14 protein-coding genes and 1 tRNA gene are annotated in these 11,852 nt (G+C 54.9%); 6 read left to right on the forward strand and 9 right to left on the reverse strand.

Annotation, left to right across the window (positions count from 1 at the left end):
- Positions 1-25 precede the first annotated feature (25 nt).
- Entirely contained in the window at positions 26-910 is an 885-nt protein-coding gene (locus tag QZ869_RS09105) for a DUF4344 domain-containing metallopeptidase (protein WP_296100984.1), read from the forward strand.
- A gap of 40 nt (positions 911-950) precedes the next feature.
- Here QZ869_RS09105 and sseA read toward each other — a convergent pair whose 3' ends face one another.
- The 4 genes from sseA to QZ869_RS09125 form a co-directional block, all read right to left on the reverse strand.
- A complete protein-coding gene (sseA, locus tag QZ869_RS09110; protein WP_296104158.1) occupies positions 951-2,372 on the reverse strand; it encodes a 3-mercaptopyruvate sulfurtransferase in 1,422 nt (473 codons plus the stop codon).
- Between the two features lie 17 nt (positions 2,373-2,389).
- A complete protein-coding gene (locus QZ869_RS09115) occupies positions 2,390-3,127 on the reverse strand; it encodes an alanyl-tRNA editing protein (RefSeq protein ID WP_296100985.1) in 738 nt (245 codons plus the stop codon).
- 12 nt (positions 3,128-3,139) lie between these two features.
- Positions 3,140-4,177 carry a cysteine synthase A gene (locus QZ869_RS09120; protein WP_296022207.1) on the reverse strand — a complete coding sequence of 346 codons (1,038 nt, stop codon included), beginning with the start codon at positions 4,175-4,177 and terminating at the stop codon, positions 3,140-3,142.
- A gap of 119 nt (positions 4,178-4,296) precedes the next feature.
- The gene (locus QZ869_RS09125) at positions 4,297-5,745 is read right to left on the reverse strand and encodes a deoxyribodipyrimidine photo-lyase (protein ID WP_296104161.1); all 1,449 of its coding nucleotides are present in this window, start codon (positions 5,743-5,745) and stop codon (positions 4,297-4,299) included.
- 189 nt (positions 5,746-5,934) lie between these two features.
- Here QZ869_RS09125 and QZ869_RS09130 point away from each other — a divergent pair, with 189 nt between their 5' ends.
- On the forward strand, positions 5,935-6,201 hold the full coding sequence (locus QZ869_RS09130) for a DUF982 domain-containing protein (protein WP_296022258.1): 267 nt from the start codon (positions 5,935-5,937) through the stop codon (positions 6,199-6,201).
- A 1,059-nt stretch (positions 6,202-7,260) separates the two neighbouring features.
- Positions 7,261-7,635 (forward strand): TIGR02594 family protein, encoded by a 375-nt coding sequence (locus tag QZ869_RS09135; protein WP_296022256.1) that lies wholly within the window; start codon positions 7,261-7,263, stop codon positions 7,633-7,635.
- Positions 7,636-7,756: 121 nt separating this feature from the next.
- Here QZ869_RS09135 and QZ869_RS09140 read toward each other — a convergent pair whose 3' ends face one another.
- The gene (locus QZ869_RS09140) at positions 7,757-8,002 is read right to left on the reverse strand and encodes a hypothetical protein (RefSeq protein ID WP_296022202.1); all 246 of its coding nucleotides are present in this window, start codon (positions 8,000-8,002) and stop codon (positions 7,757-7,759) included.
- 168 nt (positions 8,003-8,170) lie between these two features.
- On the opposite strand from QZ869_RS09140, the gene QZ869_RS09145 reads away from it, so the two are divergent.
- Positions 8,171-8,494 (forward strand): DUF2934 domain-containing protein, encoded by a 324-nt coding sequence (locus tag QZ869_RS09145; protein ID WP_296104163.1) that lies wholly within the window; start codon positions 8,171-8,173, stop codon positions 8,492-8,494.
- Positions 8,495-8,625: 131 nt separating this feature from the next.
- On the opposite strand, the gene QZ869_RS09150 is transcribed toward QZ869_RS09145, so the two are convergent.
- The 3 genes from QZ869_RS09150 to QZ869_RS09160 all read right to left on the reverse strand — a co-directional run bounded on the left by QZ869_RS09150 (position 8,626) and on the right by QZ869_RS09160 (position 9,548).
- Positions 8,626-8,886, reverse strand: coding sequence for a hypothetical protein (locus QZ869_RS09150; RefSeq protein WP_296022199.1), 261 nt, complete (start codon positions 8,884-8,886; stop codon positions 8,626-8,628).
- A gap of 1 nt (position 8,887) precedes the next feature.
- On the reverse strand, positions 8,888-9,217 hold the full coding sequence (locus tag QZ869_RS09155) for an XRE family transcriptional regulator (RefSeq protein WP_296038258.1): 330 nt from the start codon (positions 9,215-9,217) through the stop codon (positions 8,888-8,890).
- Between the two features lie 256 nt (positions 9,218-9,473).
- Positions 9,474-9,548, reverse strand: a tRNA-Asn gene (locus QZ869_RS09160).
- A gap of 175 nt (positions 9,549-9,723) precedes the next feature.
- Between QZ869_RS09160 and QZ869_RS09165 the strand changes: the two genes are divergently transcribed.
- Positions 9,724-10,047, forward strand: coding sequence for a hypothetical protein (locus QZ869_RS09165; RefSeq protein WP_296038223.1), 324 nt, complete (start codon positions 9,724-9,726; stop codon positions 10,045-10,047).
- Positions 10,048-10,087: 40 nt separating this feature from the next.
- On the opposite strand, the gene QZ869_RS09170 is transcribed toward QZ869_RS09165, so the two are convergent.
- Positions 10,088-10,735, reverse strand: coding sequence for an exopolysaccharide biosynthesis protein (locus QZ869_RS09170; RefSeq protein WP_296082896.1), 648 nt, complete (start codon positions 10,733-10,735; stop codon positions 10,088-10,090).
- Between the two features lie 493 nt (positions 10,736-11,228).
- Here QZ869_RS09170 and QZ869_RS09175 point away from each other — a divergent pair, with 493 nt between their 5' ends.
- Positions 11,229-11,816 carry a YqaA family protein gene (locus QZ869_RS09175; RefSeq protein WP_296104167.1) on the forward strand — a complete coding sequence of 196 codons (588 nt, stop codon included), beginning with the start codon at positions 11,229-11,231 and terminating at the stop codon, positions 11,814-11,816.
- The last annotated feature ends 36 nt before the right edge of the window (positions 11,817-11,852 follow it).

An 11,852-nucleotide genomic window follows, 5' to 3' on the forward strand; every position in this document is an offset into this window, starting at 1 on the left:
GTCTCGTTCTGGAAAGTTGACGTCAATGCTGCGCAGGTTTCGAACCGTTCTTTCGGTTGTTCTTCTATGTTCCGTCATGCCTGTGGCACAGGCGCAGGTTGCGCCGGCGCTGGACGATTTGTCCGACGAGCAATTGCAGCAGACTGTGAATTTCGTCATCGGTAATGCCGTTTTCGGCCTCTATCACGAAGCGTCAAAGATGCTGATCTCGGATTTTGCCCTATCCAGTCCGGGCGAAGGCAAGGATGCAGCGGACGAGCTGGCGGCAACGATCATGCTAGAGGCAAACCAGGAATGGTTGGATACCGCAATCGTCAACGCCACCGATAGTTGGTATCTGGCGCGGAGCGCGCAAACACTTCCAGAACACAATCCGCCTGTCTACACGGTGCTTGTTCCAAAAGTCGGGCGTGATCAGCAGATGGCCTGCCTTATGGTAGGTAAGGATGAAGCTGGATATGGCGATCTGGCCACGATGATGGGGCTGCCCAAAAACGAGTGGAAGGCCTGCGAAACGGCTTACCCGCAAACAGTTGCTCGCTGGACTGAGCTGCTCAAGCCGCATGCCAAGACGCCGGGAACAACGAAATTCGATATACGATACGAGCCTGCGCGCGACCCCTTCCTCGACATCTATGCAACGATGGTAAAGGAATCGAAGGTTCTCGATCTGATTGCCCGCGGCTTTAGTGCCTATGATCTCAAGGGTGAGGTGAAGCTGACGGCCAGAAGCTGCGGGAGGCCGGATACCTACTGGTCGGCAGAACGCCGCGAAATCACCTATTGCTACGAGCTTGCCAGGTTTCACGGCGAGCTGATTGCCGCACATCTTCTAGCAAGCAATGGCGATCGCGGCGATGCGCCGGCAAAGGAAATTCCGACAGCCGTCAATCTTGGTCAGGAATTGTAACGCTCCGCTTGGCTTGATCCACGCGGAGCGATGAGGGCCTTCAACTGCGACGTGAAATTTCCAGATACTCGCTGTCGGTCAATGGCTCTACCCAGGCCTCGTAGGTGCTGACCGGCGAAAAGCCCATCATCTGGTAAAGCTGCAATGCGCGGGGATGATCGAGCGTGTTGGTGGAGACGGTTACCTTTTTCGGATTGTCCTGCCAGATCGAATAGAGCGCCTGAAGCAGGAACCATTTGCCGACACCGGCGCCGATCGCTTCTTCCATAAGACCGAAATAGGAGAGTTCAGTGACCTCTCCATCGCCCTTGTTGAACTCGAAAAAGCCGGCTGGTGAACCGTTCAGATAAAGCACGGTCACACAGTTCTTGGAGTCGTTCAAGACGGCAGAAAGCTCGGCATCGCTCATTCGCATGCGCTTTTGCCAGTGCCAGCGCTTACCGACACGCCAGTAAAGATAGCGATAGAAATGCAACGGGATATTGTGGGTGCGCATAATCGCGGTCTGGATATTGACCGGCACCGGCAGGCTGACCTTAGGCGCGGATGTCATTTCCAGCTGCGTGACATGGGCTTTCAAAGGACCATAGGGCGTCGGGGGTACCGGCTCTGCCGGTCCCGTGACGACAGGCGTATCCTGCTTCGATCCCCATTCCGACCACGAGCCGTCATAGAGCGAATTGTCCGAGTGGCCGAGCGATTCCAGCGCCAGGGTCACGACGGCAGCGGTTACGCCCGAGCCGCAACTTGTGACCACAGGCTTGGAGATATCGATACCGGCGTCTTCAATCATTTTGCGGATGGTCGGCAAGTCCTTGAAATGGCCATTTTCTGAGAAGGCCGTGGCTGGCAGGCTGCGAGCGCCCGGCATGTGGCCAGAGCGCATACCGGCGCGGGGCTCGGCCTCGTCTCCGGTGAAGCGGCCAGCACCTCTGGCGTCTGCCACCTGCTTTTCACCCGTATCGACAATGGCGCGCATATCGGAGAAAGACGTGACGCGGCTCGCCTTGAACTCGGCATTGAATTCTGCTGGCTCTAGCTGCGGGGCTTTCGCTTCAAGTGTTTTGCCCGCGGCCTTCCAGCCGTCGAGACCACCATCCAGAACGTAAACCTTTTCGGCGCCCATAACGCGCAGCATCCACCAGACACGCGGCGCGGAGAAAAAGCCGGGGCCATCATAGACTACGATCGTGTCGGATTCGCTAATTCCAAGTTTACCGACCTCCTCGGCGAAAAATTCCGGGGAGGGCAGCGAATGGGGAAGCCCCGTGTCATGATCGGAAATTGCGTCCTGATCGAAGAAGACTGCGCCTGGAATGTGGCCACTGGCATATTCCTGTTTCCCATCGCGCTTGTGCGCCGGCAGATACCAGGAGGCATCGACAATACGGAAATTTGGGGTTCCAAGCTGCTGCTCGACCCAGTCCGCCGAAACGACGAAACGGCTTTTATCGGTGCTCACGATGTTTCTCCCAGAAATCAGGCAGCGTCGGCGGGTTTGCCGAAGCGAATGCGGAAACGGCGGTTTTCCTTGCCCTTCTTTTCGATCTTGGCGATGTAAATTTCGCCAACTTCCTGCGTCTCCGATACATGAGTGCCGCCGCAGGGCTGGCTGTCAACCGAAGAGTTTTCGCCGATGCAGACAAGACTGACGCGGCCAAGGCCAACCGGCGGGCGAACATGCTTGGATTTGACGATGCCGGGATTGGCCGCCAATTCCTCATCGGTGATCCATTGAAGGTAGATGGGGTGGTTCTCTGCGACCAGTTCCATCAGCTTGGCAGTGATCGCATCTTTGTCGATCGTCTCGGACATGTCGAAATCGACCCGCGACTCGTCCTCGCCAACGGCCGCACCAGTGATCGGCCATGAGCAGACAACGGACAGCAGATGACATGCCGTGTGCATGCGCATCAGCTTGTAGCGACGCTGCCAGTCGATATGGAGAGTAAGCTTTTCGCCGACCTCTGGTGCTGGCTGGCCTTCCAGAGGAACATGGATGATGACGCTCTTGTCGTCGCCATGTCGCGTGACACCAAGTTCGATCTTCGAGCCGTCGGCGCGCTCGAGAAAACCCGTATCGCCGGGCTGGCCGCCGGATGTGGCATAGAAGCAGGTCTGATCCAGCTCTATGCCACCATCATCATGCACTGCCGTAACCACCGCTTCGCAAGTTGAAAGATAAAAATCATCACGAAACAGGGCATTCACGGGCATGCTGCATTTACCTCAGACGGTTTCGTACGGAACCGAAAGCTCTTTCTTCTCAATCAGCCATGCGGGAAGGGGAAGGCCCTTTGACCGCAGGAAGTCAGGATTGAAGAGCTTGGACTGGTAACGGTTACCGTAGTCACAAAGTATGGTGACGATTGTATGCCCCGGTCCGAGGTCGCGGGCAAGCCGAATTGCGCCAGCAATGTTGATGCCCGACGAGCCCCCAAGGCATAGGCCGTCCTTGGTGATCAATTCGAAGATAATCGGCAGCGCTTCGGAGTCGGGGATTTGATAAGCGAAGTCCGGCGTGAAGCCTTCGAGATTGGCCGTGATGCGTCCCTGGCCAATGCCCTCGGTAATGGACGAACCTTGGGATTTCAGAACGCCGTTCTTGTAGAATTCGTAAAGAGCGGCACCTTCTGGATCGGCAAGACCGATCTTGATATCGGGATTGAAATCGCGAAGACCGTCCGCAACGCCCGCCAACGTTCCACCGGAGCCGACGGCGCAGATGAAGCCATCCACCTTGCCATCCGTCTGATCCCAGATTTCAGGCGCTGTCGTTTCGATATGCGCTTGCCGATTGGCGACGTTGTCGAACTGGTTTGCCCAGATAGCCCCGTTGGGATCCGTCTCGGCAAGCTGCTTTGCCAAACGACCGGAAACCTTCACATAGTTGTTGGGATTGGAGTAGGGGGCGGCCGGGACCTCGACAAGCTGCGCGCCGAGGAGCTTCAGCGCGTCCTTTTTTTCCTGGCTCTGCGTCTCGGGAATGACGATCACGGTCTTATAGCCAAGCGCGTTCGCGACCAGAGCCAGCCCAATGCCCGTATTGCCAGCAGTACCCTCCACGATAGTGCCGCCAGGACGCAAGAGGCCGCGGCGTTCCGCATCGCGGATAATGAAGAGCGCGGCGCGGTCCTTAACCGACTGGCCCGGATTCATGAACTCAGCCTTGCCAAGAATTTCGCAGCCCGTGGCTTCGGATGCTGCCTTGAGGCGTATGAGCGGGGTGTTGCCAATTGCGGTCAGCACGGAAGAGTGGATGGTCATGATCAGGCCTTCTGTCCAGTCAGCGATTCAAAGCCGTTATGTCGTTATCTATCGACCTTGTGACAAGAAATTATCTTCTGGCGAAGAGGGTTCCAGCGCAAAATCTTGCCATTACCCCCTTATTCACTCTTCTTGATATCGGAATAGGCGGCAAGTGCGCGCTGGCGCGCCTCATTGTGATTAACGATTGGCTCTGGGTAAGTCTTGCCGAGTTCTATCCCGGCCTTTGCCAACACCTGCTTTGGCGCGTCAAAGGGTTTGTGAATGAACTTGGCGTCGAGTTTTTCAAGCTCGGGTACGAAAGTTTTGACGTACTCGCCATCTGGGTCAAACTTCTCCCCCTGGATGATTGGATTGAAAATCCTAAAGAAGGGCGAGGCATCGGCGCCTGAACCAGCCACCCATTGCCAGTTGCCTGCATTGGATGCCGGGTCTGCATCCACCAGCGTGTCACGAAACCACGTCTCGCCTTTGCGCCAATCGATCAGGAGATGCTTGATCATGAAAGAAGCCGTGATCATCCGCACGCGATTGTGCATGACGCCATGCTTCCATAATTGGCGCATGCCAGCATCTACGATCGGATAGCCGGTCATTCCCTTCTTCCAGGCGTTTAATTTGGCTGTATCCGTTTTCCAGTCGAATGCATCGAAACTGTCGTTCCAGTTCTTCTCGCCAAGTTGGGGGAAGTGAAAGAGGAGGTGATAGCAGAACTCTCGCCAGACGATCTCCTTGCGGAAACGGCTGATGTCGTTTGAGGCGATGTGGGACGAGAGGCCTCGAGTGGCGTGCCAGATCTGGGCTGGAGTTATTTCTCCATGAGCCAGATGCGGCGAGAGCATTGAGGTTGATGGCTGAGCCGGAAAGTCGCGGCCCTTCTCGTATCCCTTCAGCGCGGAATCGATGAAATCATCCAACCGCTGTTTTGCTCCCGCTTCGCCTGGCGCCCAAACCTCCGCGAAGTCTTTCGCCCAATCGGGCTTTGTCGGCAGGAGTTTCCAATCCTCCAACTTTTCCGATTTCGGCCAGCCTGAGGGCGCCGGTATCTTCCGCGGCTTGACCATCGGCTCCGGTGGTTCGTCCGCTCCTTCGATGGCGCGCCAGAAGGGCGTATAAACGCGGTAGGGCCCACCGCTCTTAGTCGTCACCTTGGACGGTTCGTGGAGAAGATGACCTGGAAAGCTTTCAACCTCGTGCCTGTCATCGCGAAGCTTCTTCTTCAGCTGGCGATCGATCTCCATGCCATCGGGGTCATATCGTCGATTCCAGAAGACCGCGCTCGCCCCGGTGTCTTCGATAAGTGACTTCAGGGTGTCGGCAGAGTTTCCGCTGCGAAGGATCAAGCGACTTCCAAGCTTTTCCAACTCCTCTGCTAGAGCCTTGAGCGAATGATGCAGCCACCATTCCTGAGCGCCGCCCAGCGGCCCGTTCGTGCCGTTGTTTTCCTCACGGATATAGACGGGTATCACACTTCCACCATGCTCGCGAGCAGCCGCTAAAGCGCGGTTGTCGGTCAGACGCAAATCCTTGCGAAACCAAAGGATTATAGGGCTTTCCTGCTTTGTCATGGAGCGTTTCCTGCTTTGCTCTTTTAACGCCTGCGGAGATGTTTTGCTCCGTTGCAACGAGCATAATACGGTGGTGCGGTACCTATGGTTTTTAAAGGGTAAATTTTGTTGGTTTTAAATGAAAACCAGTGGAACCATATGGCGGAGGTAGCGTTGGAGGCACGTGAATTGAGTATGGAAGACCCACCGATGATGCTGAATGAAGTTAAATGGGATGCGCCTGTCGTGATCTCCCTGGAGAACGGCGCGCCTCGCACCTTCAACGGCGCTTATGAAGCCTTTGACTTTCTCCAACACGAGTGGCCCAGCCGCCATGGCAAGGCGTATGAGCAGGCATTGCGCCTTTGCAGGGCCTCGCTTCTGGGCAGCGTATCTGGCGAAATTGCACGCACCGCCTTTGTAGAGGCAAGCCGCGATGCAAATCGTCTTGTGGAGATGCCCAAACTCGCATCTTAAGCGCTCCGCTTAATCTTTTCTCGAAGATGACCTTTTCAGCCACCCGTCGCGTCCCCGCCGGGTGGCTTTTTGATGTGCCAAATCCCTCACGACGTCAGGATGGCTCATGAGTTGCCGACACATCTTTGCCTCAAAATACTCTCTCCCAGCACGAATTGATCGCGAAAAAAATGGTTGCTGAAACGTTAACGCCAGCGCCGCCTGGAGGGAATCAGACTGAAATGGGGCAGGGCGCCGTAGTGCGAAATCGACTGATCAGTTGCTCGGATCACAATCGGGTTTTATGCAATCGTATGGTATGACGGTGACCTCTACCGGTTTCAACTGCCGCGGGATGTGGCAGGTGAGCCCAAGCTCTTCTATTCTCGGCTATGACAACTTCCGAACGCTTCGAGCCCTTACGCTAAATGGCGGCATTTACAGGAACAAGCGAGAGCCTACTTTGGACACAGATACGACGGCTTGCATCTCGCTTGTAGTCGTAGAAGCCAATTTTTTCAATGGTTTATAAGGTAAAGACGGCTGTTTCCCCTGGGGGCCGTCTACCGACTATGGCGGCACTGCCGGTGGACTGAATGCTGCTTCACATGCTCCCGAGATCGTCGGCGAGGCAATGGCAAGAACACTAATGCCGCTCATGAATTCACGCCATCGGCTCGTTGCCGCCCAAGTGAGACCGGGCGGCTTTTAATCACAAAATGGGATGAGAACAAAACCCAAATGTTGGGGAGTAGAAGACGTTTTCAATAATGAGCAAAATCCGGAATAGGCTTCTCAGTTTTGGTAACACGATGGGCGATTTCCGGGCAAACATACCCACAAACGCCCATGTCTCGTCAAATTCTCGCTAAATTCGAAGCATAGACGGCTCGACAGCAGTCGCAGTGAGCGAGCAGTATCGCTCCCAAGACTGCCCTACTTTGAATGTGCGCAAGGACACTTCGGCGCGGGCTGGAGCCGGGACGTCCTGTGCTTTTAAAGGGCAAAAGTGTGAGAGTATCTGCGTTTCTTTTGGCTGTAGGGCTTTGCGCCGCAGTCGTAACACCCGTCTCGGCGGGCATGTTGAACCAAGCCGAGCGGTATGCCGGGCTCCATGAGGGCAAGAACAATAAGACGCTGAAAGCGATTTTGGGCGTCAACCCCCGTAAAACCCCATGGTGCGGTCACTTCCTCAGTGTCGTCGCGGAGCAATCTGGACGAACCCCTCCGAAATCATCAGGTTTCGCCAAATCCTGGAAATCATTCGGTTATGCCGTTCCGGTCGGCGCTGCCAAGCCCGGAGATGTCGTTGTCGTCAGAAGCGGCAAGCGCTACCACGCAGGAATTTTAAAAAGCATGAGCGGTGCTACTGCTCAAATCCTCGGCGGCAACCAGTCTGGTCGCGTTCAGGTATCCAATTTCAGCAGGAAGTCCATAGTCTCGGTCCGTCGGTGATGGGACTACCCGGCCGATAACGCCCCTAGCCTGCAATGGGTTCTTGGGAGCTCGTCGCCACCCGAGAGGAGTTCGGAATAAGAACAAACTTTCCTTCAAGTCCTCTCGAGGCGATTTAGCCTTATGGCTGCTCGCGAGTACCTGGCGCTGCATCACGCTGGTCATCGTCTTCCAGGTCAGTTGCAACGATGAAAGCGTCCTCGTGCTGGCGTGCAGCTTGTTTGCGCGCTCGCAGGCTAATCAGCTCATCTGGGTCAACTTCCTGTTGATGTTGCGTGAGATCTCCCTCCGTCTCGAAGCGAGCCACGTCTTCTTCCTTGATATCAAGATGATTGTTCTGGTCAGTGGTTGATCTTTCGTCGGTCATGGTGTGCTCCATAATTATTCAGTGACTGTTCGGTACGACAACGGGCGGGGCGTGGCTTCGTTCCTTCCTCTCAATGCTTCACCCCATCTTGATAGACGCTGCAGCAGGCGAGTAGGAACCAATAAGAGTGCAATTTGTTTTCCCGATATCCAAAACGGGAGAAGCACCATGCAAGTCGATCGTGAATCCGAAATACGCAAGAAGGCCTATGAGAAGTGGGAGAGCGAAGGTCGGCGCGATGGCGACCACGACCGCCATTGGAGCGAAGCTGAAATGGAAATCAACGCCGACAGGAACACGTCGGTTCTCGGCGAAGTGCCAGAGGCGTCGGCTGACCAGTCACCCGCTGTCGTATCGCTCAACCGCGAACAGTCGCAGCAAGAGCGTGATCCAGAGGCCGGGTTCGAAGAGGGGCTGGAGGATACATTTCCAGCAAGCGATCCGGTGTCAGCCACATCGACCGCCGTATCGGGCCGCGCAGGCAAGCGCTAACACCCGCGGGGTAGCCGCGAAGCTCCTTATTTTTAGATGCAAGGCGGCCAAACCACTGGCCGCCTTCTAGTCTTTTGGTTTCCACCTCTTTCAGAGTGCGTAGCGCAAACCCAAAGTGTCTGTAACCGCGATCAATGAACAGCAGGCTCCTCGTCGCCAAGAAAGCTTCGGATACCGTCTCTTTCGCAGGTAGCCAGAAACTCCTCCCAAGCATCCTTATCGGTGGCAAAGGGCTCGTCCCAAGTGGTGACATCGTCCTCTTCAGAGATGACTTCCAGTTGCCAGTCCTGTTGCGTTCCCGCCGGCCGAAAAATATCCACCAAAACAGTAACGCCGTCATCCTCGAATTCCCCGGAAAACTCCGAGTGTTCCATTTTCTGCTTCTTCGACATGTCAGCCTCCTGCCCCTGTTGGCGCGTCCGGCGCCAGATTTTCCGTGTATTGCACCGTTTTGCTCTGGTCGGTATCGAACTCGCCGGGCGACCTCAACATACGCACCCCTGGACCGCCCGCCGCAGATGTCTGATTGTCGTCTATAAAAGAAATGCCTGCCTTCTCCAGAGCTGCGCGAAGCCGATCCTGTAGTTCGAGGTCCAACTTGCTATGGCCGTGCTCGAAGGCACAAAGGATGTCCAGCTCGATATCGGCACCTTCGACCAGCGTCTCTTGTGACCAGTCGAGCATCGCTCGTGCGGCTCTGCATTGTGAAGCGGTGATAGACATGTCAGCAGTCTCCATGGCTGCAACTTGACCGAAGCGGATGCTGCGGTCTTGTCTTGTCCTACAACATTGGAGTGGGAACCGGAATCGCTTTTCGGAAACCGTGGGTATGGTCTTCACGAACGCCGTTGATTCTGCATTCTCGAAAAACATGAACAAGGCTTAAACCATCTGCGACATGCTTCGACCAATGTGCAGACTAAGCAGTTTTTTCAGCGATAGTAGGAAAGGGGTTTTTTTAATGCGGTGTATTGTAAAATGGCTCCCCGGGCCGGATTCGAACCGGCGACCTGTCGATTAACAGTCGAATGCTCTACCGCTGAGCTACCAGGGAACGTGCGCCGCTTGTCGTGGCGTGAGCGGGGTAATACAAACGCTTTGACGATTTGCCAAGCGCTTTTTTCAAAAAAAATGCATTCCCCTTGTTTTATCCACTGAAGGCCCCACTTTTCCGGGCATGACGATGTTAAAAAAAATCTCATGACACTTTTCAACCGAGGTATTCTGGCGTGAATTTCGGTCTCCATCCCAAAACCGGGCGACTCCATATGGGTAAATGGAGCGTAGCGATGCCTCGCTCGCGTGTCGGGCGCATCGTTATCGGCACATTGTTGGTCGTTGGCGGTCTGCTGGGCTTCTTGCCGATCCTCGGCTTCTGGATGGTGCCTCTAGGGCTTCTCGTTTTGTCGCAGGATTTGCGTTTCGTTCGCCGCAAGCGCAGACAGCTCGCAATCTGGTGGGAGTATCGCAAACGCGCCCGTCAGGCGCGCCGAGACCGCGCTACAGCATCGGACCGTGGATCGGAATCGATGTCAGGAAAGCACGAAGCGTAGGTTCAAGACGATAGAGCGTCCCAAAGGACGAGCCACGCTCTTAAGCGCCAGAAAGCGAGTTGCTGAGCCCCTGTCCAGCCCAGACCGCCGCGTAGGCGAGGGCGGCGAAGTAGACCACCGTTAGCGATAGAAACAGATAGCCGCCCAGAACGGTCGCGCCGTCACGCTGGATCATCCCTGCAGAGAACAGAAGAATCGCAACTCCCGGCAAGGTATTCGAGAACGGAATGAAGCCCAGTGGCATCATCAGCAAGAGACCGGCACTCATGATGGCAAGGCCATTGACCCTGTTCATCAAGAGTCCAGTCGTCAGTGAAAGCATTCGTGGGCGGATGTAGCGATCGAGCCAGGAAACGATGTTGATGCCCTTTTGCAGGGCAGGCACGAGACGCGCAGTCTCCATCTGCTTGTCCAGAATGCGCTTTGGAAGCCATGGGAGGCGGTTCAGGGTAACAGCAAGACTGATCATGATGATGGCTGCACCGAAGACGGTGCTGACGCCGGGAATGGAGACAGGAATCAAAAATGGCAACGACGCGATGGCGCACATCAAAAGAAGCCCTTGCTCGCCGATAGCCTCCATCAACTCTCGCAGAGTGATCGTGTTTCCTCGCAACTGATCGATCAGACGTTGTAAAACGGTGCTGAGATTCTCTGACGTATCGTTGAAGCCGAAGTTCTGCGTCATGCTGTCTCCCGAATTCGTTTCGACTTCGGAAGTGATACCACTCATGCCATAGGGTGACCATCCGCAAATCCGCCGGCCGGATTGCGATCAAGATCTCGGACGTTCCACGGACATCTCTCTGCGTTAGTGAGAAGCCCACTTGTTGTAGGCGCCCAATAATAGGACCGCCATGAGAATTCCGAGAATAAACGGGTTCAGTGAAGTAAAGAAATTAACGTAGTCCATAACTGTCTCCTCCTCAGTATGTCCTCGCTCTTACCATACTACGCCGATTGAACAGGAATACCAGGACAAACAACTTTATTGCTGCGTTGCAGCATGATGCCCTTTGATTTATCTTAAAACTCAATAAAAGTATTTTCCGCGTCGCAGCATTCTTATGTGCTCTTTGCCACAATGTTGCGCTGCATCATTTGCAAAGCCTCGCGGTGGAAGCTAATGCTTTGGCCACACACCCCTGCCGAAAATCCTAGCAGACCGAATGGAGAGAAAAATGCTGAAGGGCCTCTACGCCTGGGCGATGAACCTCGCAGCGAGAAAAACTGCGGTCTGGTGGCTTGCCATTATCGCGTTCGTCGAGAGTTCGATTTTTTTTCTGCCTGCTGACGTTTTGTTTTTACCGATGGTTCTGGCAAGACCGCGTCGAGCCATTTTTTATGCCACGGTAGCGACGGTCGCTTCCGTCCTTGGCGGAATTGCTGGCTGGTATCTTGGCCATTATGCTTTTGAAAGCATCGCCCGCCCGATCCTGGAATTTTACGGTAAGGCAGACACGTTTGAAAATCTCAAGGCGTCCGTCGATTATGAGACGATCGTCCTTTTGTTGATCACGTCCGGGCTGGCTCACCTTCCTCCAATCAAGGTGGTGACAATCCTGTCTGGCGCGGCCAATATCAGCCTTGCATTATTCATTATCACCGCAATTGTGACGCGCGGAGCGCGCTTTTTCATTTTGGCACTGTTGCTACAGCGATATGGCGAAGGCATTCGTCACTTCATTGAAAAGCGCCTAGGTTTGATCGCTGCCCTTGTCGCCAGCGCTCTGATTGCACTCTACACGGTCTATATCTTCATCCGGTGACATGACTGCTTAGCACAAGATATCCGAAAGCTTCAT

The sequence above is a fragment of the uncultured Agrobacterium sp. genome (genome assembly GCF_913777885.1).
Lineage (GTDB): Bacteria > Pseudomonadota > Alphaproteobacteria > Rhizobiales > Rhizobiaceae > Agrobacterium.

Coding starts and splice junctions, on each gene's coding strand:
- QZ869_RS09105 (WP_296100984.1), top strand. CDS start 26: ATGCTGCGCAGGTTTCGAACCGTTCTTTCGGTTGTTCTTCTATGTTCC.
- QZ869_RS09115 (WP_296100985.1), bottom strand. CDS start 3,127: ATGCCCGTGAATGCCCTGTTTCGTGATGATTTTTATCTTTCAACTTGC.
- QZ869_RS09120 (WP_296022207.1), bottom strand. CDS start 4,177: ATGACCATCCACTCTTCCGTGCTGACCGCAATTGGCAACACCCCGCTC.
- QZ869_RS09125 (WP_296104161.1), bottom strand. CDS start 5,745: ATGACAAAGCAGGAAAGCCCTATAATCCTTTGGTTTCGCAAGGATTTG.
- QZ869_RS09130 (WP_296022258.1), top strand. CDS start 5,935: ATGATGCTGAATGAAGTTAAATGGGATGCGCCTGTCGTGATCTCCCTG.
- QZ869_RS09135 (WP_296022256.1), top strand. CDS start 7,261: ATGTTGAACCAAGCCGAGCGGTATGCCGGGCTCCATGAGGGCAAGAAC.
- QZ869_RS09140 (WP_296022202.1), bottom strand. CDS start 8,002: ATGACCGACGAAAGATCAACCACTGACCAGAACAATCATCTTGATATC.
- QZ869_RS09145 (WP_296104163.1), top strand. CDS start 8,171: ATGCAAGTCGATCGTGAATCCGAAATACGCAAGAAGGCCTATGAGAAG.
- QZ869_RS09150 (WP_296022199.1), bottom strand. CDS start 8,886: ATGTCGAAGAAGCAGAAAATGGAACACTCGGAGTTTTCCGGGGAATTC.
- QZ869_RS09155 (WP_296038258.1), bottom strand. CDS start 9,217: ATGTCTATCACCGCTTCACAATGCAGAGCCGCACGAGCGATGCTCGAC.
- QZ869_RS09170 (WP_296082896.1), bottom strand. CDS start 10,735: ATGACGCAGAACTTCGGCTTCAACGATACGTCAGAGAATCTCAGCACC.
- QZ869_RS09175 (WP_296104167.1), top strand. CDS start 11,229: ATGCTGAAGGGCCTCTACGCCTGGGCGATGAACCTCGCAGCGAGAAAA.